The following is a 23,557-nucleotide window of genomic DNA, read 5'->3' on the forward strand; positions in this document are numbered from 1 at the left end:
GCGCTCGGGTGCGCGTCCCGGTCAGCCGACCGCGTCGGACCGCGACATCAGGACCGGCGGCGGGAGGATCACTTCCCGTTCGATCTGTCCGCTCTCCTGACCGCCCACCGACCAGGTGCCGAGGGAGAGTTCGGCCGTGATGCCGGGACCGAAGCCTGCGATCACCCCGCGCGCGCCGTGCTCGGCGCCGCCGTCCTCGAAGAAGCGGTCCAGCGCGTCGAAGATGACGGCGCTCGCGATGTTGCCGCGCTCGGTGAGGGTCGCCCGGCTGTAGCGGACCATCTCCGCCGGTACGTCGAGATAGTGGCAGAGGTCGTCCAGGATCCTGGGTCCGCCGGCGTGCACGATGTAGAAGTCCAGCCCGGAGACGTCCCAGTCGTGCGGCTCGGCCATCTCCCGCATGGCGGGGGCCAGTACGGACATGGTGCCGGGCACCCGCTTGTCCAGCATGAAGTGGAACCCGGTGTCACGGACCGCGTAGGAGATCCAGTCCTCCGTGCCGGGCACCAGATGTGAACCGTTACGCTCCAGCTGTACGCCGGTGCCTCCCTGGCCGCGTACCACCGCGGCGGCGACGGCGTCCCCGAAGAGGCCGTTGGAGAGCAGATTGCCCACCGCGAGGTCCGTCGGCTGATAGCACAGCGAGCAGAACTCGCAGGCCACGATCAACACGTTCGCCTGCGGATACGCCGAGCAGAAGTCATGCGCCCGGTTGATGGCCGCACCGCCCGCCGCGCAGCCCAGCTGAGCGATCGGCAACTGCCGGGTCCCCGAACCGAAGCCCATGGTGTTGATGAGCCACGCGGTCATCGAGGGCATCATGAAGCCGGTGCACGACACGTAGACGATCATGTCGATGTCCTGCGGCGTCAGTTCGGCGTGGGCGAGGGCCCGCTCCACGACCTCGGGCACCCTGGCCTTCGCCTCCACCTCGTAGGCGTCGTTACGGGCGGTGAAGCCCGGGTGGCGAAGGGTCTCCTCGATGGGCCGCACCAGACGTCTGGTGCGGACACCGGTGTTGCCGATCAGCCGCACGGCGAGTTCCAGTTGCGGATGATCGGGATGGAGCGAACGCGCCAGCTCCACGGTCTGTTCCAGCGTGATGACGTGCTCGGGGACGGCGATGGCGGGCCTGCACAGAGTTGCCATGATCAGCTCCTTACCAGGTCACCGGCAGGGCGAGCGGGTATCGCCAGATCGAGACGGTGTTCCACCGCACCTCCTCCGCCGGTACGGCCAGACGAAGGTCGGGGAAACGGGTGAGCAGTGTGCCGATGGAGACCTGGAGCACCATGCGGGCCAGGTGGGCGCCCAGACAGTGGTGGCTGCCGTACCCGAAGGTCATGTGCAGGGCGGGGTCTTCACGGTGGAAGTCGAGTTCGTCCGGCCGGTCGTAGGCCAGCTCGTCACGGTTGGCCGTCAGATAGGACACGTGCACCGTGTCGCCCGCTTTGATGACGACACCGTCGAAGTCGACGTCCTCCAGGGCCACGCGAGGGATACCGACGCCCTGACGGAACGGGATGTAGCGCAGCAGCTCCTCCAACGCCCTCGGGAGGAGTTCGGGCCGGGCGCGCAGCTCGGCCGCCCGCTCGGGCTGTGTCAGCAGCGTGTAGATGATGTTGCTGATGTTGTACGTGGTGGTGTCGTGACCGGTGATCACCAGGAGCATGGCCAGCACGGCGAGTTCGTCCGCGTCGAGCATCTCGTCGCCGATACGCGCGGTGGCGAGGCCGCTGATCAGGTCCTCGCCGGGAGCGCGCCGCCGCTCCGCCGTCAGCTCGGAGAAGTAGGCCCGCAGCCATGCCTTCGCCTCGACCGCCGAATTCCGGTCGGCGGCGTTCATGGACATCATGTCCATGGCCCGCTGCCGCAGTTGGGGGCGGTCCGCCTCCGGTACGTCCAGCAGCTCACAGATCGTCATCAGCGGCAGCCGGTCGGCGAGATGGTCGGCGATGTCGGCCGGCGCGCCGCCCTGGGCCATGGTGTCCAGCAGGCCGTCCACGGTCCGCTGGGTCCACGGGCGCAGCGCCTCCACCTGTGGGGTGGTGAATGCCTTGTTGATCAGCTTGCGCACCCTGTTGAGCGCGGGCGGGTCCATCAGGTTGATCGACTCGGACTGCGCGATGGGCGCCGGAGTGATCCGGGGGAAGTCCTGGCCGATCAGGGCGGCCCTGCTGAAGCGGCGGTCCGAGGTGACGGTCTTGACGTCCTCGTACCGGGTCACCAACCAGCACTCGCCCTCGCCGTAGGGCATACGCACACGGGCGACGGGTGCCTCGATCCGCATCCGGGTCATGAAGGGATCGGGTTCGAGGGCCTCGTCATGGCGGAAGGGGCAGGTCTGTACTGAGTCCACGCCGGTCATCACAGCACTCCCATGGGCAAGGTGGTCACTCATGGTGACGTTGGCAACCTAGGGTTACTTCCTTGCGGGGGGTGCCGCCATGCGCGGAGATGCCAAGCTCACCTGTACGGGTAACCGGTGCGATCAGGTGTTCACAACCGACCCATACGCGGACGTCGAAGAGACACGGCCATACGTTCGGCCATCTGCTTACGGCGCGTTTATGGCGCGGGAGGTCGCGCCCGGCGGGGCGGGGAGCCGTCGAACGCGCCGGAGCGCGGCGTCGGGGGGCGGGGCCGCCCACGCGCTCGCCCGTTCCGGTGGAGCGATGGACGATCAAGGTTCGGGAGGGTCCGCGGACGCCAGAACCCCAGTGGTCGGGCGTACAAGGCGCCCCCAGGTCAGGATTCGACGATGATGCGTACTCTCCTCCACGCCACCGCCGCGGCGGCGGCCCTCACCCTCGGCCTCGGCGTCGCGGCGGTCGCGGCTCCGGTGCCGGTGAAGGCCCTCAACTGCGACGGGGACACCGGCAGATGTACCGCGGACCTTCAGTTCGGTGACGGCCGCTGGAAGGCGGACTGGGGCGTGACGGTGTTCCACGCGAACTCGCGCGCCGCGGCGGTCGCCGCGGCTCCGGTGCCGGTGAAGGGGTTGAACTGCGACGGGGACACCGGGAGGTGTACCGCGGATCTGCAGTTCGGTGACGGGCGTTGGAAGGCGGACTGGAGTGTGAAGGTGTTCCACGCGAACTCACGCGCGGCGTCGGTCGCCGCGGCCCCGGTGCCGGTGAAGGGGCTCAACTGCGACGGGGACACGTACAAGTGCACCGCGGACCTTCAGTTCGGCGACGGCCGCTGGAAGGCCGAGTGGCCGGTGAACGTCTTCCACCAGTGACCGATCGGTGACCGACCACTGATCGGCCACTGATCGACCACCACCGACCGATCACTGAGTGGTACGGGCTGGTACGCGCCGGTACGCGTCGCTGTGCCGGTCCGCGCGGCGGCGCGGGCCGGCGTCCGTCGGCGGACGTCCACGAAGCGTCAGCGGACATCCACGAAGTCGCCCGTCGCGTTCTTCGCGGCCGTCGTGGTCGTACCGGCGAAGTTCCACCGCCAGTAGCCGTCGGACGCGGCCTTCACGGTCGTACGGAGACTGCCCGTCCCGTCGCTCTTGACGCTCTTGACGGTGGTGTAGGTGTCGCTTGCCTTCGGGCGGAACTGGAGCGCCACCGTTTGGCCGGTGTATCCGGCGTAGCGGTAGGTGTCCCAGTTCGCCCGGGTCAGTTTGCCGGTGACCGTGAGGGTGCCGCCCTTCGTGACCGGCTCGGGCGCGGCGTTGACCGTGAGGACGGCCGCGCGCTTGAGCAGGAAGCCGCCCGCGTGCTGCGTGAGGAAGGAGGCGCCGTCGTTGGTGTCCACCAGCGTGTTCACGTACCAGCTGCCCGCGTTGGCGTTGCTGAGGTCGGCGTCGTCGTTGTACGGATCGAGGTGGGGATCGACGGTGAAGGTGGTGGTGCAGGCGGTCGCGGTCTCGCAGAGGGCGTCCGTGGTGTAGAAGCCGACAGCCGGCCCCAACAGGTCGACATCGGCGAGATGGAGACCGGAGTCGTCGCTCCCGTGGACGGTGACGGTGAAGGTCTTGCGCTCGGTCGTACCGACGACCACGTCCTTGCCGCCGTTGACGACGACGCCGGTGACCACCGGATCGGCGGGGACGGTGGTGCGCACGGGGGCGGCGGGGGCGCTGTTCGCGAGTGCGGTCGGAGCGGTGAGCCCGCCGACCGCTGCGGCGACGGTCAGGACGACAACGGCGTGTCTGGTCATATCAGGTATGACAGCCGAAAGCGGTAAAGGTTGCGGGCCCCGCGGCGGCTGCGCTCGTACACCTGCCCGAGGCGCCCAACGTGCGCCTCGCACGGGTGAGATGAGCACCCCGGGTCGGATGGGGGGAGCACCTGCCCGACGCTCTATCGTGAACGCCATGTCCACCCCAGAACTGATCCGCATCGTCTCCCGCGACTCGCCGATGGCGCTCGCCCAGGTGGAGCGTGTGCGTGCCGAACTGACCGCGCTCCACCCCGGCGTCGTGACCGAGGTCGTCCCGGTCAAGACGACCGGCGACAAGTGGATGGGCGACCTCTCCCTGGTGGAAGGGAAGGGCGCCTTCACCAAGGAGGTCGACGCCGCCCTCCTCGCCGGACAGGCCGACCTCGCGGTGCACTGCGTCAAGGACGTGCCCGCCGACCGGCCGCTGCCCGCCGGGACGGTCTTCGCCGCCTTCCTCAAGCGGGACGACATCCGTGACGCCCTGGTCCACCCCGGCGGCCGCACCCTCGACGAACTGCCCGCCGGCACCCGCGTCGGTACGTCCTCGGTCCGGCGCGTCGCCCAGCTCGCCGCCTCGCACCCGCACCTCATCTGCGTACCGATGCGGGGAAACGCCAACCGCCGGCTGGAGAAGCTCGCGGCCGGTGAGGCCGACGCGCTGCTGCTGGCCGTCGCGGGCCTGGAGCGCATCGGGCGCGGCGACGCCGTCACCGAAGTACTGCCGGTGGACCTCATGTGTCCGCCCATCGGCGCCGGGATCCTCGCCCTGCAGTGCCGGGAGGAAGACACCGACACCATCGACATCGTCTCCGCGCTCGGCGACCGGGACACCTACAAGGAAGCCTCCGCCGAGCGGATGTTCCTCCATGTCCTCCAGGGGCACTGCAACAGCCCGATCGCCGGGTTCGCGCACGCGGAGCGCAGCGGCGGCCTCTCCCTGCGGGCCCGGGTCTTCACCCCGGACGGCAAGACGGTCCTCAACGCCCACGAATGGGCCGGCCCGCTCGATCCGGCCACTCTGGGCACCTCGGTCGCCGTCGCCCTGCTCCGCCAGGGTGCACGCGAGCTGATCGATTCCATCGCGCACTGAGTTCCGTCGCCCACCGGGATCCACCGCGCGCGCCAAGGGCATTGATTCGGCGACGAGTTGACCCGTGGGGCCGCCCCGACGAGCCGACACACAGCCGTCACACAAGAACGGAATGCGTGACCGGCGAGCGCTGGTTTCCCTGTCATGACTGTGGGAGTAGCACTCAACGCGACGGATCCCGACAACCAGATCGACGCCACCGTACAGCTCGCCGAGGAGGCCGCCGCGGCGGGACTGCGGTCCGCCTGGTTCGGTCAGACCCTCGGCGCCGACTCGCCGCAACTCGCGGCGATCGTCGGACGCGCGGTACCCGCCCTCCAGGTGGGCACGTCCGCGATCCCCGTCTTCGGACGGCACCCGCTGACCGTGGCGAGCCAGGCACTGACCGCGCAGGCGGCCACACACGGCCGCTACCACCTCGGCGTCGCGCTCGGCGCCAAGCTCCTCGTCGAGGGCGGCTTCGGGATCCCGTTCGAACGCCCGGTCGCCCGGCTACGTGAATTCCTCACCGTACTGCGGCAGTTGACCGAGACCGGAGCCGCCGACTTCGAGGGCGAACTGCTCACCACGCACACCCCCATCCCCGTGCGCGTGCCGGGAGCCGACGCCGGCCTGCCGCTGCTCGTCGCCGCCATGGGACCGCAGGCGCTGCGGGCCAGCGGGGAGCTGGCGGACGGGATCCTGCCCTACCTCGCCGGGCCCCGCGCCCTGGCAGACCACATCGTCCCGGCCGTCAACGCGGCGGCGGAGGCCGCGGGCCGCCCCGCGCCCCGGATCGTGGCCATGGTGCACGGCGTGGTGACCGACGACGTCGACGCGGTACGCGAGACGCTGACCGACTCACTCGCGTTCTACGAACAGATCCCGTCCTACGCGCGGGTCATCGAGCTCTCCGGCGGCAAACGAGGCGTCGACGTGGCCGTGGTCGGCGACGAGCGGACGGTCGCCGCGGAGGTACGTCGCTACCGGGACGCCGGGGCGACGGAAGTCGTGTTCGCGGGCACGGAGATCGCCGGTGCCGCCGACCGGCGCCGTACCTGGGACCTCCTGGGGGAACTCGCCGGCTGACCGCCCACTCGGCCCCCGCCACCGGCAAACGCCCTGGTCAAGAAGCTGTCCACAGCTTGGGCAGGGCGTTGTCAGTGGTGGGCGGCAAGATGTGGGACATGACGACACCCGCAGCCGCTCTTGTCGACGCAGCCGCCTACGCCGTCGCGGTGGACACCGCGACGAAGGCCGCCGCCGCCTACTACGCGACGGGCGAGAGCGCCCTGGACGACGACGCCTACGACCGCCTGGCACGGGGCATAGCCGCCTACGAGGAGGCTCACCCGGACGAGATCTCCGCGGACTCGCCCAGCGGGAAGGTCGCGGGCGGCACGGTGGTCGGGGACGTACCGCACACGGTGCCGATGCTCTCCCTGGACAACGTGTTCGGCGGCGACGAGTTCACCGTCTGGGCGGCGTCGCTGGAGCGGCGGATCGGCCGGCCGGTGGAGCACTGGAGCGTCGAGCCGAAGCTGGACGGACTGGCCGTCGCCGCCCGGTACGAGCACGGCCGGCTGGCCCGGCTGATCACACGCGGGGACGGGCTCGCGGGAGAGGACGTCTCGCACGCGATCGGCATGATCGCGGGCCTGCCCGACCGGCTCGCGGAGCCCGTCACGCTCGAAGTGCGCGGCGAGGTCCTGATGACCACCGAGCAGTTCGAACAGGCCAACACGCTGCGTACGAGCCACGGCGGGACGCCGTTCGCGAATCCGCGCAGCGCCGCGGCCGGGAGCGTACGGGCCAAGGACCGCCCCTACCAGGTGGCGATGACCTTCTTCGCCTACGCGGCCCTGCCCCTCGCCGATTCCGGCGGCGACCTGAACGCCTCGCTCACCGAACTGCCGCACAGCGAGGTGCTCACGTTCGTCGGGGGTCTGGGCGTGCACACGACGGCCGGCACCACGGTTCCGCCCAGGACGGTGACCGACGCCGAGGCCGTGCGCGTCCGGGTGGAGGAGATCGGCGCGCTCCGCGCGGAGCTGCCCTTCGGCATCGACGGCATCGTCATCAAGGCCGACGCCGCGGCGGACCAGCTGGCCGCCGGATCGGGCTCCCGCGCGCCGCGCTGGGCGATCGCGTGGAAGCTTCCGGCGGTCGAGAAGGTGACCCGGCTGCTGGACGTGGAGTGGAACGTCGGCCGTACGGGCACCATCGCGCCCCGCGCCGTCCTGGAACCGGTCGAGATAGACGGCTCGACCGTCACGTACGCCACCCTGCACAATCCGAACGACATCACCCGCCGAGACCTGCGGATCGGCGACCACGTCATGGTGTACAAGGCGGGCGACATCATCCCCCGCGTGGAGGCGCCCGTCGCGCATCTGCGTACGGGGGAGGAGAAGGCCGTCGTCTTCCCCGAGGTGTGCCCGCAGTGCGGCTCGGACATCGACACCTCCGAGCAGCGCTGGCGCTGTGTGCGGGGGCGTAACTGCCATGTCGTCGCGTCCATCTCGTACGCCGCCGGACGCGACCAGTTCGACATCGAGGGCCTGGGGGCGACCCGCGTCGTCCAGCTCGTGGACTCCGGTCTGGTCGCGGACATCGGCGACCTGTTCACCCTCACCCGCGAGCAGATCCTCGGTCTCGACCGGATGGGAGAGACCAGCACGGACAATCTCCTGGCCGCGATCGAGCGCGCCAAGGGGCAACCGCTCTCCCGGGTGCTGGCCGCGCTCGGTGTGCGCGGCACCGGACGCTCCATGTCCCGCCGGATCGCACGGCACTTCGCGGCCATGGACGTGCTGTGCGCCGCCGACGAGGAGGCGATGCAGCGCGTCGACGGGATCGGTGTGGAGAAGGCACCGACGATCGTCGCGGAGCTGGCCGAGTTGGCCGCCCTGATCGAGAAGCTGCGCGCGGCCGGGGTCAACATGATCGAGCCCGGCGCGACGCCTCCGTCGGACGACCCGGCGGCTGTCGAGGACGGCGAAGTCGCGGCGGGGAGTGGCCCGTTGGACGGTATGACCGTGGTGGTCACGGGTGGGATGACCGGACCGCTGGAGAAGCTGTCGCGCAACGAGATGAACGAATTGATCGAGCGGGCGGGCGGCAAGTCCTCGTCCGGCGTTTCCAAGCGCACGTCTCTCCTGGTGGCGGGTGAGAACGCCGGGTCCAAGCGGGAGAAGGCGGAGAAGCTCGGTACGCGGATCGCCTCACCGGACGAGTTCGCGGAGATGATCGCGGAGCTTCTCGGCGACGGTGAGGCCGGCGACGGCGATGGCGGCGCGGGCAACGACAGCGCGGGCAACGACAGCGCGGGCAACGACAGCGCGGGCAACGACGGCGCCGGCGGGGCCGACCGGTGAGGGAGACGCCATGCCGTACCTGATCGACCGCGCGATACCCGTCGGCTCGTTCGCCGGTTCCGGTCAGCCGACCCTGACCGTCCCGGGCGGGGCGTTGCTGCGGCCCTGGCTGATCAGTGATGCCGGGGCCGTGACGGAGGCGTTCCGGGATCCGGCGATTCAGCGGTGGCACGTGCGCAGAGCCGACTCCGTGGACGAGGCGCGGGGGTGGATCCAGGAGTGGCAGGGCAGTTGGGGCGAGGAGAGCGCCGGACACTGGGCGGTGGCCGACGCGGACACCGGCGCGCCGCTCGGCCGTATGTCACTGAAAGCGTGGAATCTGACGGACGGTACGGCCGACCTCGCCTACTGGATGATGCCCGCCGCGCGTGGCGGCGGCATCTGCCCCCGCGCGGCCGAAGCGCTGGCGAACTGGGCGCTGGACGAGGCCGGGTTCCACCGGCTCGAACTGCAGCACTCCACCGCCAACGAGGCGTCGTGTCGCGTCGCCCTCAAGGCCGGGTTCGAGGGTGAGGGCGTACGACGGGGGGCCGCGCTGCACGCGGACGGCTGGCACGACATGCACCTGCACGCCCGCGTCCGTCAGGGCTGACCGGCGGCGCTCCGGTCAGCGCCGGTCCGTTCCCTTCCGGTCCGCCGCCGCTCATCCGCTCGGGCCGGGGCCGAACCGGCGCCGGTAGACCGAAGGCGTCAGTCCGGTCTCGCGACGGACGAGCGTCCGCAGATTCGTGGCGGTGCCGAGGCCGCTGCGCCGCGCCACCGACTCGAGGCGTGACTCGCCCCGTTCGATCAACCGGCAGGCCAGGGCGACCCGTTCGCCGGTGAGCCACGCCAGAGGAGTGGTGCCCAGTTGCGCCTGGAAGCGCCGGTGCAGTGTCGCGGGACTGACCGACGCGCGCGCCGCGAGGTCGGCCACCGTGAGCGGGGAGTCGAGTCGCTCCTGCGCCCAGGCCAGGACGGGCGCCAGTGACTCGTCCGGCAGGTCGGGCACCGGACGTTCCACGAACTGCCGCTGTCCGCCGTCCCGGTGGGCGGCGAAGACCAGCCGCCGGCTCACGGAGTTGGCGACCTCCGCGCCGTGGTCACGGCGGACCACATGCAGCCCGAGGTCGAGCGCGGCGGCGCTCCCCGCCGCCGTGAGGATGTCGCCGTCGTCGACGAACAGCACGTCCGACTCCAGCCGTACGGAGGGGAAACGGGCCCGGAAGGAGTCCGCCCACTGCCAGTGCGCGGTGGCCCGGCGCCCGTCGAGCACCCCCGCCTCGGCCAGGGTGAAGGCACCGCTGCAGAAGCCGACGAGGCGCGCGCCGCGCGCGTGGGCCCGCCGGACGGCGTCGAGTACGGCCGTGCGGCGGGGCACCTCGACATCGGGCCGGTTGGGGACGATCAAGGTGTCCGCGGTGTCGGCCACCGCCAGCTCGGCGACGCCCGTGAGCGTGAAGAATCCGTCCCGCATCAGGGTGCTCGGCTCGGGGGAGCAGAGGCGGAAGTCGTAGAGATCACGGCCGATCTCGGGCCTGCGCAGGCCGAAGATCTCGGTCGCGCAGCCGAGTTCGAAGGGGTTCGAGTTCTCGTCCACGATCACGACGACGCGGTGGGTCCGCCGAGGAGTACCAGGGCCGCCCCGGAGTGGGCGCTGCGAGGATTCTTGCGTCATATGCAATTCCTAGCACTCACACCGGCCGCGCGGAACGGACGAGCATGGACGCATGAGCGATGAACCCAACGAACCCATCTCCCTCGACAAGGCGCTGACCTCCTTCGACGCCCTGTGGAGCCCTCGTATCGTGACCCGCGTCAACGACTACGACGTACGCGTGGCCAAGGTCGAGGGTGAGCACGTCTGGCACGTTCACGACGACACCGACGAGTTCTTCCTGGTACTCGAAGGAGAGCTGCGGATCTCGCTGCGCGAGCCCGCCGGCGAGCGCACGGTCGTGCTGCCGCGCGGTGCGGTGTTCACGGTCCCGCGCGGTACGGAGCACAAGCCGTACGCCCCGTCCCGGGCGGCGATCCTGTTGTTCGAGCCCTCCGGGACATCGACGGTCGGCGACCGGCACGACGAGGTCCCCGACCATGTCGACGCGACGACGGGCCACGCCCTCGGCTTCTGACGGCGTGCGCCCTCAGTCGGCGGCCCGGATGTAGGTGACGTCGAAGTCGGACGCCCAGTGTTCGCCGTCCTCCGATCGCTCCCAACCGCCCTGGATCGTGTCGCCGGCCTCGTCGAAGGTCGCGGCGAACCGCTGATGGAAGCCGGGTGCCGCGCGCCACTGCTTCCATACGCCGGCGGTCAGGCTCGTACGGTAGACACGTGCGACGCCCCGGCCGTCGGCGTACAACGTCGTGAACTCGTCGGACGTGTCGTCGTAGCCGATGATCGTGGTGGTGGGGAACGGCACATGCCCTTCCCACTCCGGCGGGAAGACCGTCGTGGGCCCCGCGTCCGTGCGTTGGACCAGGAAGGCGCCGCCCTCCAGCCAGGCGAACTCGGTCCGTACCGGCCCCGCACGGCGTCCGGCGGCCCACATGTCCCACTCGCCCACGAGGGCGTCCAGCCGGCTCAGCGCGGTGTGGGGTGTCGGACGGCGCATCGATGTCTCCTCCGCACGGATCGGGGACGGTGCGACCCCGCTGTCAGTAGTGACCCGGAAGTCGCCCCGAACTCATCGATCCGCCTGACCGCGACTGCGACCGCGACCGCGATTGACGTCGGGGACGAGGGTGGGGAAGGGCCCCGCGCCGCTACGCCTGGCCCGTCTCGAAGCGGCTGATACGGCCGTCCGTGACGGTGAACGCCCAGCGCGTCCGCATCGTGCCGTACGTGGCGTTGGTGAACGTCGCCGTCAGTGCGCGGCCCTCGTCGGAGGCGGTCTCGATCTCCATCCGGCCGTCGGCGGAGAAGATCTCCTTGTCCACCCAGCCCGCGAGGTCACGGTCGCTTCCGTCGTCGGACATCGTGGCGTCCGGGGTCAGGACGGCGAAGAAGGCATCCCTGTTGCCGCCGTTGATCGCCGAGACGAACGCGGCGACCGCCGGGTCCGCGGGGATGACGCTCATGGGTGGTCCTCCTTGTGACTGGCTTTCGGTGCGACGGGCAGTGCCATCATCACGCCTGCCGCGCCGCCCCGCAGCCCGGCGGAACAGGCCCGTGCGAGGAGGGTGTACAGCCTTCCTCCAACGATGTAAAAGATGGCTACGGGCCGAACCAGCACCGTCCTCGCCCGATGACCGAGGAGGGCAATCGACCATGCACGCCTCGTACACCCCGTACACCTCGCTGCTGCGCCCCACCCCCACACGGAGCCCCACCCGCACCTCCGCCGACAGCTCCGCGCTCACCCGCAACCGCGTCACCGCCTGGCTCGGCGCCCTGCTGCTCCTGTGCGCGAGCCTGGTGGTGGCCGGCGGTCCCGCCGAGGCGAAGGCCGCCGCCTGGCAGCCCAAGCCGTCGCCGATGACCACCCCGTGGACGAATCAGGTCCCGGTTGACAATCCGCTTCCGGAGTATCCGCGCCCCCAGCTCACGCGCCCCGACTGGCTCAACCTCAACGGCATCTGGGACTTCGCGGTCACCGGCGCGAACGCCGGGCAGCCCGCCACGTTCCCCGAGCAGATCAGGGTCCCGTTCGTCGCCGAGTCGGCCCTCTCCGGCATCCAGCGCATGATCACCCAGAGCGACAAGCTCTGGTACAAGCGGACCTTCACCGTCCCGGCGGGTTGGAGCGGCCGCAGCGTCCAGCTGAACTTCGGGGCCAGTGACTGGCAGACCACGGTCTGGGTCAACGGCCGGCAGGCGGGCGCGGCCCACAGCGGCGGCTTCGACGCGTTCACCTACGACATCACGCCGCTGCTGACCGCGGGCACCAACACCGTCGTCGTCTCCGTCTTCGACCCGTCCCAGACCGGCGGCCAGGCCGTCGGCAAACAGCGGATCAGCGACGTCACGCCGCACCCCGGCGGAGGCATCTTCTACACGGCCGCGTCCGGCATCTGGCAGACCGTCTGGCTGGAGCCCACCGCGGCCGCGCACATCACCCGGCTCGACCTGGTGCCCAGCCTCTCCGACAACACGCTGAAGGTCACCGTCCGCGGCGCCGGCGTCGCCGGTCAGACCGCGCGAGTGACGGTCTCCGCCGGGGGTACGACCGTGGCCACCGGCACGGGACCGGTGAACAGCCAGTTCTCGGTGGCGATCCCGAACCCGCGCCTGTGGACCCCCGAGGATCCGTTCCTGTACGACATCAAGGCCGACCTGCTGTCGGGCACGGGCGGCGCGACCGTCGACTCGGTCGGCAGCTACGCCGGGATGCGCTCCATCTCCGTCGGCAAGGTCGGCGGCGTCCAACGCCCGCTCCTCAACGGCAAGTTCGTCTTCCAGACCGGCACGCTCGACCAGGGCTACTGGCCGGACGGCATCTACACCGCGCCCAGCGACGAGGCACTGCGTTTCGACCTCCAGAAGCACAAGGACCTGGGCTTCAACATGGTCCGCAAGCACATCAAGGTGGAGCCGCAGCGCTGGTTCTACTGGGCCGACCGGCTCGGTCTGCTGGTGTGGCAGGACATGCCGGCGATGGACACCCGGACCCCGGACAGCGCCGCGCGCGTGCAGTGGGAGGCGGAGTACGACCGGATCATCGACCAGCACCGCAGCTCACCGTCCCTGGTCATGTGGGTCAACCAGAACGAGGGCTGGGGCCAGTACGACCAGGCCCGGATCGCCGACGAGGTCAAGGCGTACGACCCCTCCCGTCTCGTCAACAACATGAGTGGCGTCAACTGCTGCGGCTCCGTCGACGGCGGCAACGGTGACGTCATCGACAACCACGTCTACGTCGGGCCCGGCACCACGACACCGACGGCCACCCGCGCGGCCGTCCTCGGCGAGTTCGGCGGGCTGGGCTGGAAGGTGCCGGGGCACGAGTGGTATCCCGGCGGCGGCTTCAGCTACGAGGACCAGGCGAGCGTCGCCGCGCTGAACAACCGCTTCGTCGGGCTCATCGACACCCTCCGCGAGAACCAGATGCCCAGCGGTCTGTCCGCGTCCGTCTACACCGAGATCACCGACGTCGAGAACGAGGCCAACGGCCTTCTGACGTACGACCGGCAGGTGGTCAAGGTCGACGCGGCCAGGGTCAGGGCCGCCAACCTCGCCCTCGTCGACGCCTCACGCAACCCGCCGCCACCGGTCACGCTGCCGACCGGAGGGAACAAGTCGCTGCGGGTGACGACGCCCGGTCACACCGGCAAGTACCTGCGCCACCAGGAGGGGCTCGCGTTCACCGCGCCCGTCGACGCGAACAGCGACAGCCTGCTGAAGAACGACGCCACCTGGAAGATCGTCCCCGGACTCGCGGGCAGCGGCTGCTACTCCTTCGAGTCCCGCAACTATCCCGGCCAGTACCTCCGGCACCGCGACTTCCGCGTGTACAAGGAGGCGGGTGACGGCTCCGCGCTCTTCCGGGCCGACGCCACGTTCTGCGCGCTGCCCGCCGCCGGGGGAGTCCGGCTCGCGGCGTACAACCTGGCGGGCAGCTATCTGCGGCACATCAACTCGGAGGTGTGGATGGCGACTCGGGGCGGTCCGCGGGCCTGGGACAACCCCGCCTCGTTCACCGAGGACACGATCTGGTCGGTCGACGGCCCGTGGGCGCCCTGACCACGGGGGTGTGCGAGCATTCCGGTCATGGATCTGGCTCAACTCGAACTGGCCGTACAGCGACTGCGTGACGCGGAGGCGGCCGTCGACGCCGCACGCGCCGATGTGGAGATCGAGGCGGTCCTCGCCGTACGTCGCGGCGAGGCCGTCGAGGCAGTCTCGACGGCCTCGGGCATCACCCCGCACGACCTGGTGCGACTGGAGAAGACGGCGGGCGGCCCCGACCAGTAGCCCCGTGGAGATTCCCTAGGGCGTGTCCGCAAAGTAGCGCCGTCCGCCCGCAGGCCAGGCGGGACTTTGCGGACACGACCTAGCGCTTCGCGCACAGCGCGGCGTCCACCGCTCCCTGCGGGTGGGCCAGCCGGTCGCCCTCTGCCGCCCAGGTCGTCGTGTAGACGGTCACGTCGCCCCGGCCCGTGGTGGCGTGGCCGCCGCCCACCGAGTCGCCCGGCAGATCTCCGCCGCTTCAGCAACTGCCGTACCGTGACGGTGCTTTCCGCCGGCTGCGGGACGTACCGTCCGGCGGGCGTGTCGAGCCGTACCTTGCCGTCCGCCACCAGCCGCATCACGGCGGTGGCGGTGAACGCCTTGGTGTCGCCGGCCAGTCGGAAGCGCGCGTCGGCGTCGACCATGGGCCGGCCCGTACCGACCTCCGCCGTCCCGGCGGTGTACGTCAGGCCGTTGACGTACGCGAGTGCGCCGGGCACCCCGTCCCGCTCGACCAGCAGGTCCAGTTGGCGTTGCACGGCGGCGGGCCGGGCGTCCCGCGCGGCGGCGAGGGGGGCGGCCGTGGCGATCAGCGCGGGGGCCCCAGCAGGGGGACGGCGACGACACGCCGGCGGGTGCGCCTGCCGCCGCGAACGCTCCCGGTCCGGGGGCCGGCCTTGATTCCGGTGGACGACCGCCCCTCCGTACCGAACACGACACCGAACTCGCGGAGGACAGCGGCTGATTCACCTGCCCCGGGCCGGTGACGCGTCGTACAGTTCTGCGCAGGGGACAGAGGTGGAGCAGGCGGGGGAACAGGTGACAAACGTCGTCTTCGTGCACGGCACGGGCGTCCGGATCGAGTCGTACGAGAAATCATTCGCCCGGGTCTCCCGGGGCATCGCGCGGGTCCGGCCCGACGTCGAGATGGTCCGCTGCTACTGGGGTGACACCTGCGGCGCCGCGCTGGGCCTGAACGGCGCGTCCATCCCCGTACGGGACAAGACCCGCGGCGTGCCGGACCAACCGCCCACGGACGACCCCGCCGCACTGTGGGCTGTCCTGCTCGCGGACCCGTTCGCCGAACTGCGCGCGTACGCGGACCGGGCGGAAGCGGGTGGGGCCGGTGCGACCGGCTTCGTGCCAGGGCGGCGGGACCCCTGGGAGGTCTACGCGGACACCGTCCGCGCACTGTCCGTCGAGGGAGTCGAGGGACTGGACGTGTCCCCGGACCTGATGCCGTATCTCGGCCAGGCCCTGGACCGGGTCGCGTCGGAACTCGCGCTGCTCCCGGCCGGCACACCTCAGGACCCCGGCGTGAACGCGGTCACGGCCAGGGCGGTCACGGCCGTCGTCCTGATCCTGGCGGACGACGCGGAAGGGGACGACGACCCGCTGCCCGTGGACGGCGCCGACCGCGACGCCCTCGCCGAGCAACTCGTCGCACTGCTCGGTGGCACCGAACGAGGGTTGGGCCGGGTCGGCGACTCGGCGAAATGGCTCGGCGGCCGGGCCCTTCAAATGCTTCTTTGGGACCACTCGGAGCTGGCCGTGAGACACCGCCGCGGACTGACGGGCAAGTCCGTCCCGGCGACCGGCGACATCCTGCGCTACCAGGCGCGCGGAGCCGACCTGCGCTCCCGTATCGCCGACACCGTGCGCGCCACCCGCGCCGCCGCCCCCGACCGCCCCGTGGTGCTGATCGCGCACAGCCTCGGCGGAATCGCGTGCGTGGACCTGCTCGCCACGGAGCCCGCGCCGGCGGTGGATCTGCTGGTCACCGTCGGCTCGCAGGCGCCGTTCCTCTACGAGATGGACGCCCTGACGTCCTTACGTCTCGGCGAACCGCTGCCGCCCTCCTTCCCCCGCTGGCTGAACGTCCACGACGCTCGGGACCTGCTCGGATTCGTGGCCGGCAAGGTGTTCCCCGGCCGGGCGGAGGACCGTCGTGTGGACACCCGCCAGCCGTTCCCCTGGTCCCACTCCGCGTACTTCGCCCACCGCAAGCTGTACGACTGGCTCGGCGGGGAACTGCCGTGACGGCGCCGGGGCCCGACTGGAGCCGTACGCACGCGCTGGTCGTCGCGGTGGAGGAGTACGCGGAGGGCGGCGACTGGTGCCTGGACGGACCCGCGCAGGACGCCGCGAACATGATCAACTGGCTGCTGGGCCGGGGCGTGCCACGGGAGAACATCCATCTGCTGGCCTCCCCCCGGCCGAAGAACAAGCACCTGCTCGACGCCATCGGGCTCGCCGGCTACGACCAGGTCGACCAGACCACCGTCCGGGGCCTTTTCAGACACCGGCTCGCCGCTCTCACCGGTGACTGGCTGTGGGTCTACTGGGCCGGTCACGGTGTGCAGGTCAGGGGCAGCCAATGGAGCCTGCTGTACCCGGAGGCCCGGGACAACGACCTGATCGGGATCGACGCGGGAAATCTGATCGACCTGCTCCAGTCGGACACGCTCGATCCGCAGCACTTCCGCCGGGTCGCCATGGTCATGGACGCATGCCGCCAACCCTTGTCCGTACGCGCCCAGCTGAACGCGTCCGAGCCCGACCGGCTGCTGGGAACCGCGACGTTCCAAAGAGCCCGGCAGGTCTTCGCCATGCACGCCTGCGAACCGGGAGGACTCGCCAAGGACCGCGACGGCGAAGGCGTGTTCACCCGAGTGCTGCTCGACGAACTGGTCACGGAGGACGCCGACGAGGCCGGGCCGGATCTCGAAGCGGTCTGGGGCCGGGTCAAGACCGAGTTCGAACGGCGGCGCGACTCCCGTTCGACGGAGCAGATCCCCACGATGACGGTGCGCGACTGGGACGGCAACAGCCAGGAGTTCCCCTTCGCCGCCCGGCCGCTCCTCGACCCCGACGAACAGCGGCTCCTCCTCGCCGTCACCGCGCTGGTCGACGGCACCCCGGGGGCGGCCGCCGCCTGCGGGGCACGGCTCTCCGAGGAGCTGGGCGCCACCTCCGGGGAGGCGCCGACGGCGCGTGACCTCGTCCACTGGGCCCTCGACGCACACCACGGAATCACCACGCTGCTCCACGTCCTCGCCGAGACGACCAGGGGCGGGGCGCCCCTGGAGGACGCCCGCCGGGGCGCGCTCAAGACACGCCCCGGCGAGTGGCTGCTGCACACCGAGTACGACGCGTTGGCGGCGCTGCTGGGAGCGGACGACTCCCCGCTCCTGGAGATCTTCGTCCGCGCCGCCCACAACGAACTCTCCGGGGTCCGGATCCGCCCCGGCACCGTACGGACCGTGCTGGACGCCCTGGAACAGCTCGTCCAGCCCCGGCCGCCCAGTCCACGACAACTGCTGCGGGTGGTCGAGCGGACCGCCGCCGCCGTGCCGGAGCCCGCCCGGAGCGCACTGCGGGCCTGGTCGGACGGGTGCGCGGAGCGCAGCGGGACCGCCCGGGACGCCCTGCTGACCTCTCGCGCGTACGCGGAGGAGCGCGCCGACGCGATCGCCCCGGCCGGCACGGCCTTCGACCACCGCATCCAGATCGAGCTCTCCGCGCGGACGGGCACCGACCAGCGGCGTACGTACCAGGTGTGGTCGGCCCGCGCGGGCCGGAGCGCCATGTCCCTCGCCAAGGTGGACACGCCGAGCCTCCCGGCGGACATACGGCTCGGGCTGGACGAGCTGCTGGTCGAGAACGGGCGGGTCCACGAGACGCTGGTCGAGTTCTTCCTGCCGTCCTCCGACCTCGACCTCGACGTGCACCGCTGGGGCATCACGAACGGCTCCTCGCTGGAGCGTCCCCTGGGGGTGGACTATCCGGTCGTCGTACGCCCCGCCGACGAACGCCCCAAACCCGTCGTGCCCAACCACCGGCTGCGCTGGGACCGGGTGGCGGCGTCGACCACGGGCGACCTGCACTGGCTGCCCGACGGCCTCGGCGAGGAACTCGCCCTGTACCGGGCGTTGTCTGAGCGGGCGAGCGCCCCCGGTGTGGTCATGACCGCCCCGACCCGCGCCCGCCCCCGGGCCCGGATGTTCGCGGTGTGCGTGTACAGCGGCATCCCGGTGCTGGTCTGGCACCGCGGCGAGGAGCGACGCACCGTCGACAGCCAACTGAAGTCGGTCCTCAGCGACGGGCATCTGCCCTCGCTGCCGCACCGCCTGCGCGAGTTCCGCTGCGGCGGCGACCCCGAAACCGAACGACAGGGCAGGCACCTCGCCCTCCTCTGGGACGACCCGGACCTTCCGCTGCCGCGCCCACTCGCCCTGTCCGCCCCGATGTGAGGAGCAACCGATGACGACCGAAGGCTGGGGAGTGTTCCGCGGTGACGGGACGCCCCATGACGTGACCTGGCCCGAACCCCCGCCCTGGCGGCGGTTCGGCGACCCCGCGGAGCCCCAGCCGCCGGAGGCACCGGTCCCGTACGTCATCTCCGACGGCGACCGTGACGTGGTGAACACCGCGCTGCATCTGCACCGGCCGCTTCTCGTCACCGGCAAGCCCGGCACGGGCAAGTCCACGCTCGCCCGGGCCGTCGCCCGCGAACTGCGTCTCGGCGAAGTCCTGCACTGGCCGGTCAACAGCCGCACCACCCTCGCCGACGGCCTCTACCAGTACGACGCCGTCGGCCGCCTCCGCGACGCCTCCATGAAAGGACGTGAGGCCGCCGAGCCGGACATCGGCGACTACCTGCGCCTCGGCGCGCTGGGCACCGCGCTGCTGCCGCACGACAAGCCGCGCGTTCTCCTCGTCGACGAACTCGACAAGGGCGACGTCGACCTCCCGAACGACCTCCTCACGGTCTTCGAGGAAGGCCGGTACGAGATCCCCGAGCTGTCCCGGCTGAAAGGCACCGAGGTCTCGGTCCGGATCACGGGCTCCGACGAGAAGGTCACCGTCACCGACGGCACGGTCGGCTGCCGGACCTTCCCCGTGGTCGTCATCACCAGCAACGGCGAACGGGACTTCCCACCGGCCTTCCTCCGGCGCTGTGTACGCCTCGACATCAAGCAGCCCAATGAGGAACAGCTGCGCAAGATCGTCACCATGCATCTGGGCGCGGTCACCCCCGAGGCGGACCGCCTCATCGCCGAGTTCCTCGACCTCCGGGACAACCGGGCGCTCGAACTCGCCACCGACCAACTGCTCAACGCCGTCCATCTGCGGACGACCGGCGTGCAGATGAGTCACGACACCCTCTACCAGGCGGTCCTGCGCTCTCTGGACGAAGTGGACGCGTAGATGATCCACCGGCTGAGAACGGTTCTGGAGGACTCCGGCATCGAGCTGTCCACCCAGGAACTGCTCGATGTCCTGTGGCTCGCGGCCAAGGTGACCGGCGGCGCCGGGGACGGCCCCGCGCCGGCGGACGAATCCGAGCCGCCCCCGGAAACCGGAGCCGAGGACACGCTCCTGCCGGTGCCCGACGACGACGGTGCGACGGACGACACGAAGGGCGAGGACACAGCCGGACGCAAGGAAAAGGCGGCACCGGGGCTGTACGTCGCCGCCGCTCCACGCGCCGGCGGGACCTCCTGGATGCCCGCGCGGGCCGTCGACATCCGTGGCGTACGCGCCCTGCCCTCGACACGGGCCCTGGGCAGGGCACTGCGCCCGCTGCGCCAACGCGTCTCCTCCCGGAGCCTGTTCCGGCTGGACGAGGCCGCCAGCGCCGAGTGGATCGCCGAGACCGGCCTGCCGGACGCGGTCCTGCGACCGGAACGGGAACGCTGGCTCAGCATCGCGCTGGTCGTGGACGACGGCCCGTCCATGGTGCTGTGGCGCCAACTCGCGGTGGAGCTGCGCTCCATGCTCGAACACCAGGGGACGTTCCGCGAGATCCACACGGTCGGTCTCGACAGTTCGGAAGCCGAGAACCCCGTCCTTCGCTCCCAGCCCTTCGTGCCCGATGCCCCTCGACGCTCGTACGGCAACATGGCTGACCCGTCCGGGCGTACGGCGGTGCTCGTCCTCTCCGACGGCGTCGGCCCCGGCTGGGCCTCCGGAGCCGTCCACCGGCTGCTGGCGCACTGGGCCCGGCGCGCACCCGTGGCGGTGGTGCAGCCCCTGCCGCCGCGCATGTGGCCCGAGACCGGCATGCCCGCCGAACGGCTCCGGCTCGACGCCGTCCGCCGTGCCGCGCCCAACCGAACGCTGTCCGTGTCGCATCCGGTGCTGCCGCCGGGCCTCCAGCCGCCGTACAGCGGAGTACCGATCCCTCTGCTGGAGCTGACGGAGGGACAGATGGGCGCGTGGGCACGGCTCGTCGGGAACGAGCAGGGCAGCGCGGAACTCCCGGTCATCCTCCTGCCGGCACCTTCGCGGCCGGCTCCGTCCGCGGCTGTGGCCGTGGCCGTGGCGGATTCCGGGGCCGTGTCCGGGACATGGCCCGCATCCGGTGCTGAGGAACGCGTCCGGCGCTTCCACGAAGGCGCCTCCCCGGAGGGCCAACGCCTGGCCGGCTGCCTCGCCTCCGTCACCCCGCTGACGCTCCCCGTGATGCGCCTGGTCCACCGGGCGAGCAGCGACCACACGACGCGCTTTCACCCCGCACAGCTCGCCGAGGTCTTCCTGGGCGGCCTGCTGAGCCGGCGGGGCCGTAGACCGGGGGAGTACGAGTTCCTTCCGGGCGTCGCGGACCTCCTCCTCGACACGGTCCGCACGGACGACGCCGTGGGCACGGTCGATCTGGTGACCGACTTCCTGAAGCAACGCCGGGGCGCCGGACCCGACTTCAGAGCCCGTGTCACCGGCGTGGGCGTGGGCGGATCGACCGTCTCGGACCAGGCCCGGCCGTTCGCGGCGGCATCGCGAGAACTGCTGCGGCGACTGGGTCTGCCGGCGACGGACGAGAGCGCACCGGAAGACGGGGAGGGCGCGCCCCCGCTGTCGTACGCCTCGGACCGTGTGCTCCCGCCGTTGATCCGAATCGCCCGGCGCTTCCAGGCCGACGAGAACTTGCCCGGCGCGGTGCGGGCGGGGGCCGCGGAGATCTTGGCGTCGGCGGAGGAAAGAGACCCGCTGTCCGGCTGGGACGGCGTGTCCTTGGTGGAGGACCTGGCCGAGGTGCTCGTGGACGCCAACCTGTTCCGTCCGGTGGCCGAACTGCGCACCGTCGTAAGGGAACTGCTCGCCGACCTTCGCGACGAGGATCTGGAGACCCGCAGTCTGCGAGGCTACCTCGCCCTGGCCGTGGGCCGGCTCGGTGACCACGAGGAAGCGGTGGAGCACCTTCGCCAAGTGGTGGAGATCTCGGGGCGCGTCCACGGCGTGGAACACGACTACACACTGTTCGCCCGTGGTTACCTCGCCGGTCTGTTACGGAGAGCCCGCCGGTACGAGGAGGCCGAGGCGGAGCATCGGGATCTGATCGCGATGTATGCCCGACGGCAGAGTGACGATACGGAATCGGCCGTCCAGGAGAGGATGGCCTTGGGGGCGGTTCTCGGCAATCAGGGAAGACACGAGGAAGCGCTGGCCGAATACCGCGGCGCGTATGAAGTGCGCCTGCGGGTACTGGGGCCCGAACACCCGGAGACACAGGACGCTCACCAGTGGGTGGCCCTCGGGCTCGAACGCTTCCGCCGAACCGAGGAGGCCGAAGCCGAGTACCGGAGACTCATCGACAGCCGCTGCCGGTCGCACGGTCCGGAGAGTCAGGAAGCGCTGTGGGCACGATCCTCCCTCGTACGCGTCCTGCGACGCCTGGGCCGGTACGACGAGGCGGAACCCGAAATGCGCGCTGTGGTCGCTGCCCTTACCTCCGAACTGGGCCCGGACAATCCCGTCACGATCTCCGACCATGAGGACCTGGCCCAACTGCTCGGTGAACTCGACCGGCCGGCGGAGGCGGAGATCGAGATCCGTCAGGTGATCAGCAACAGCGTGCGGACATTCGGAGACTGGCATGTGCAGACGCTCCGCGCCCGGAGAGCGCTCGCCGACTATTTGAACGACTTGAATCGGTTTGCGGAAGCGGAGTCGGAATATCGAGGCGTGCTGGCGGAGGAGCGGCGCTCGAACAGACCAGAGCTCGGCATCCTTTCGACGAGGTATCAACTCGCCCATACCCTGCACTACCTGGGGCGTTATGAAGAAGCCGAGTCGGAGTACCGAACGGTGGCCCTGGACAGGTCCCGCATTCTCGACCCCGACCATCCGCTGACGCTCGCCTCGTTCAGCAACTGGGCGAAGTGCCTGAATTCCCTGGGCCGCCACGACGAGGCCGAGTCGGAGTTTCAGCGTGTGCTGGCGGAGCAGAGCCGTGTTCTGGACACTGATGACCAGGCAGTCCTGATCACACGATCACGTCGGGCGCAATCCCTGAATGATCGAGGGCGGTCCGAAGAGGCCGAGAAGGAATACCGGGCGCTGGTGCGGCTGAACACGCGCCGTGAAGGTCCCGACGACTCCTTGACGCTGAGCTTCCGCCATTCCTTGGGACTTACCCTCAACATGCTCCGCCGGTTCGACGAAGCGGAAGCGGAGAACCGCGCCACGTGGGAATCTCGGAGGCAGCTCCTCGGCGACGAGGCCCTCCCCACGCTCTCGACCCGCCACAACCTTGCCTACTCACTTCAGGGCCTCGGGCGCTCGGACGAAGCGGAGGCGGAGTTCGAGGCCGTGCTGGAGGCGCGGTCCCGCGTCCTGGGCCCCGACGACGAGGCCACCGTGCGAACGCGGAACCGGCTCGCGAAACTCCGTCAGGAACGCGACGCGGACCGACCGTAGCCGCGCTCGTCGGCACCGTACCGTCCTGCGGCATTTGTTCAGTGTGCGAACGCAACCCCCTGCGACCGTCAACAGCCGTGACTCCGCTGCCGGACAGTCGATCCCGCCCTGCCGATCGAGCAGCAGGTCAAGGCAATTTGGATAGACCCTTGACAAATTAGTGGCCCGTTGCCAGCATGCAAAACTCTCGCGGGTTTCTCGCGAATGTTCGGTGCCGTATCGCATGCCCCTGCACGGACCAGTACGGCTGCTCCCCGGGTGACGGGACATCGCCCGGGCAGCAGGTTCCTCCCTGAGTGAGACACGGTGGCGCGCTCGCCCGCGCTTCCGCCTGTCTCTCTTCCCTTGATCAGGTATGGAAGG

At 70.6% G+C, this 23,557-nt stretch carries 19 protein-coding genes and 1 pseudogene; 12 read left to right on the plus strand and 8 right to left on the minus strand.

Features of this window, described 5'->3' with window-relative positions; all coding sequences use genetic code 11:
- Nucleotides 1–21 precede the first annotated feature (21 nt).
- Nucleotides 22–1,149, minus strand: a complete 1,128-nt coding sequence (locus ACFUN8_RS17895) for a type III polyketide synthase (RefSeq protein WP_383637921.1) — start codon at nt 1,147–1,149, stop codon at nt 22–24.
- A gap of 10 nt (nt 1,150–1,159) precedes the next feature.
- On the minus strand, nt 1,160–2,368 hold the full coding sequence (locus tag ACFUN8_RS17900; protein ID WP_383637924.1) for a cytochrome P450: 1,209 nt from the start codon (nt 2,366–2,368) through the stop codon (nt 1,160–1,162).
- A 393-nt stretch (nt 2,369–2,761) separates the two neighbouring features.
- Between ACFUN8_RS17900 and ACFUN8_RS17905 the strand changes: the two genes are divergently transcribed.
- Nucleotides 2,762–3,244: a hypothetical protein gene (locus tag ACFUN8_RS17905; RefSeq protein WP_383637927.1), complete on the plus strand. Its 483-nt coding sequence runs from the start codon at nt 2,762–2,764 to the stop codon at nt 3,242–3,244.
- A gap of 149 nt (nt 3,245–3,393) precedes the next feature.
- On the opposite strand, the gene ACFUN8_RS17910 is transcribed toward ACFUN8_RS17905, so the two are convergent.
- Complete coding sequence (locus ACFUN8_RS17910; RefSeq protein ID WP_383637930.1) at nt 3,394–4,176, minus strand: calcium-binding protein; 783 nt, start codon at nt 4,174–4,176, stop codon at nt 3,394–3,396.
- Nucleotides 4,177–4,333: 157 nt separating this feature from the next.
- Between ACFUN8_RS17910 and hemC the strand changes: the two genes are divergently transcribed.
- The 4 genes from hemC to ACFUN8_RS17930 all read left to right on the plus strand — a co-directional run bounded on the left by hemC (nt 4,334) and on the right by ACFUN8_RS17930 (nt 9,217).
- Nucleotides 4,334–5,269 (plus strand): hydroxymethylbilane synthase, encoded by a 936-nt coding sequence (hemC, locus tag ACFUN8_RS17915; RefSeq protein ID WP_383637933.1) that lies wholly within the window; start codon nt 4,334–4,336, stop codon nt 5,267–5,269.
- 144 nt (nt 5,270–5,413) lie between these two features.
- Complete coding sequence (locus tag ACFUN8_RS17920) at nt 5,414–6,337, plus strand: TIGR03564 family F420-dependent LLM class oxidoreductase (protein ID WP_383637936.1); 924 nt, start codon at nt 5,414–5,416, stop codon at nt 6,335–6,337.
- Between the two features lie 89 nt (nt 6,338–6,426).
- On the plus strand, nt 6,427–8,625 hold the full coding sequence (gene ligA, locus ACFUN8_RS17925) for an NAD-dependent DNA ligase LigA (RefSeq protein ID WP_383638032.1): 2,199 nt from the start codon (nt 6,427–6,429) through the stop codon (nt 8,623–8,625).
- Between the two features lie 10 nt (nt 8,626–8,635).
- A complete protein-coding gene (locus ACFUN8_RS17930) occupies nt 8,636–9,217 on the plus strand; it encodes a GNAT family N-acetyltransferase (RefSeq protein WP_383637939.1) in 582 nt (193 codons plus the stop codon).
- A 51-nt stretch (nt 9,218–9,268) separates the two neighbouring features.
- Here ACFUN8_RS17930 and ACFUN8_RS17935 read toward each other — a convergent pair whose 3' ends face one another.
- Nucleotides 9,269–10,282: a GlxA family transcriptional regulator gene (locus tag ACFUN8_RS17935; RefSeq protein ID WP_383637942.1), complete on the minus strand. Its 1,014-nt coding sequence runs from the start codon at nt 10,280–10,282 to the stop codon at nt 9,269–9,271.
- 52 nt (nt 10,283–10,334) lie between these two features.
- Between ACFUN8_RS17935 and ACFUN8_RS17940 the strand changes: the two genes are divergently transcribed.
- Nucleotides 10,335–10,739: a cupin domain-containing protein gene (locus ACFUN8_RS17940; protein ID WP_383637945.1), complete on the plus strand. Its 405-nt coding sequence runs from the start codon at nt 10,335–10,337 to the stop codon at nt 10,737–10,739.
- A gap of 12 nt (nt 10,740–10,751) precedes the next feature.
- On the opposite strand, the gene ACFUN8_RS17945 is transcribed toward ACFUN8_RS17940, so the two are convergent.
- Nucleotides 10,752–11,219: a hypothetical protein gene (locus ACFUN8_RS17945; RefSeq protein ID WP_383637948.1), complete on the minus strand. Its 468-nt coding sequence runs from the start codon at nt 11,217–11,219 to the stop codon at nt 10,752–10,754.
- A gap of 151 nt (nt 11,220–11,370) precedes the next feature.
- On the minus strand, nt 11,371–11,685 hold the full coding sequence (locus ACFUN8_RS17950) for a nuclear transport factor 2 family protein (RefSeq protein WP_383637951.1): 315 nt from the start codon (nt 11,683–11,685) through the stop codon (nt 11,371–11,373).
- 223 nt (nt 11,686–11,908) lie between these two features.
- On the opposite strand from ACFUN8_RS17950, the gene ACFUN8_RS17955 reads away from it, so the two are divergent.
- Together ACFUN8_RS17955 and ACFUN8_RS17960 are read left to right on the plus strand one after the other, a co-directional pair.
- Nucleotides 11,909–14,287, plus strand: a complete 2,379-nt coding sequence (locus ACFUN8_RS17955; RefSeq protein ID WP_383638035.1) for an AbfB domain-containing protein — start codon at nt 11,909–11,911, stop codon at nt 14,285–14,287.
- A 27-nt stretch (nt 14,288–14,314) separates the two neighbouring features.
- Complete coding sequence (locus ACFUN8_RS17960; protein WP_383637954.1) at nt 14,315–14,518, plus strand: hypothetical protein; 204 nt, start codon at nt 14,315–14,317, stop codon at nt 14,516–14,518.
- Between the two features lie 79 nt (nt 14,519–14,597).
- Here the strand turns inward: ACFUN8_RS17960 and ACFUN8_RS17965 are convergent, their stop codons facing one another.
- Entirely contained in the window at nt 14,598–14,726 is a 129-nt protein-coding gene (locus tag ACFUN8_RS17965) for a hypothetical protein (RefSeq protein WP_383637956.1), read from the minus strand.
- 88 nt (nt 14,727–14,814) lie between these two features.
- Nucleotides 14,815–15,033: pseudogene (locus ACFUN8_RS17970) on the minus strand (serine hydrolase); the annotation flags it as partial.
- 259 nt (nt 15,034–15,292) lie between these two features.
- Here ACFUN8_RS17970 and ACFUN8_RS17975 point away from each other — a divergent pair.
- The 4 genes from ACFUN8_RS17975 to ACFUN8_RS17990 are packed head-to-tail and all read left to right on the plus strand — an operon-like array spanning nt 15,293 to nt 23,194.
- Nucleotides 15,293–16,534 carry a hypothetical protein gene (locus ACFUN8_RS17975; RefSeq protein WP_383637959.1) on the plus strand — a complete coding sequence of 414 codons (1,242 nt, stop codon included), beginning with the start codon at nt 15,293–15,295 and terminating at the stop codon, nt 16,532–16,534.
- Complete coding sequence (locus tag ACFUN8_RS17980) at nt 16,531–18,747, plus strand: caspase family protein (RefSeq protein ID WP_383637962.1); 2,217 nt, start codon at nt 16,531–16,533, stop codon at nt 18,745–18,747. Before ACFUN8_RS17975 ends, ACFUN8_RS17980 begins: the two co-directional genes overlap by 4 nt.
- Before the next feature lie 10 nt (nt 18,748–18,757).
- A complete protein-coding gene (locus tag ACFUN8_RS17985) occupies nt 18,758–19,705 on the plus strand; it encodes an AAA family ATPase (RefSeq protein ID WP_383637965.1) in 948 nt (315 codons plus the stop codon).
- The gene (locus tag ACFUN8_RS17990) at nt 19,706–23,194 is read left to right on the plus strand and encodes an SAV_2336 N-terminal domain-related protein (protein ID WP_383637968.1); all 3,489 of its coding nucleotides are present in this window, start codon (nt 19,706–19,708) and stop codon (nt 23,192–23,194) included.
- Nucleotides 23,195–23,557 lie beyond the last annotated feature (363 nt).

Origin of the sequence: Streptomyces sp. NPDC057307, from assembly GCF_042667665.1 — a bacterium.
Lineage (GTDB): Bacteria > Actinomycetota > Actinomycetes > Streptomycetales > Streptomycetaceae > Streptomyces.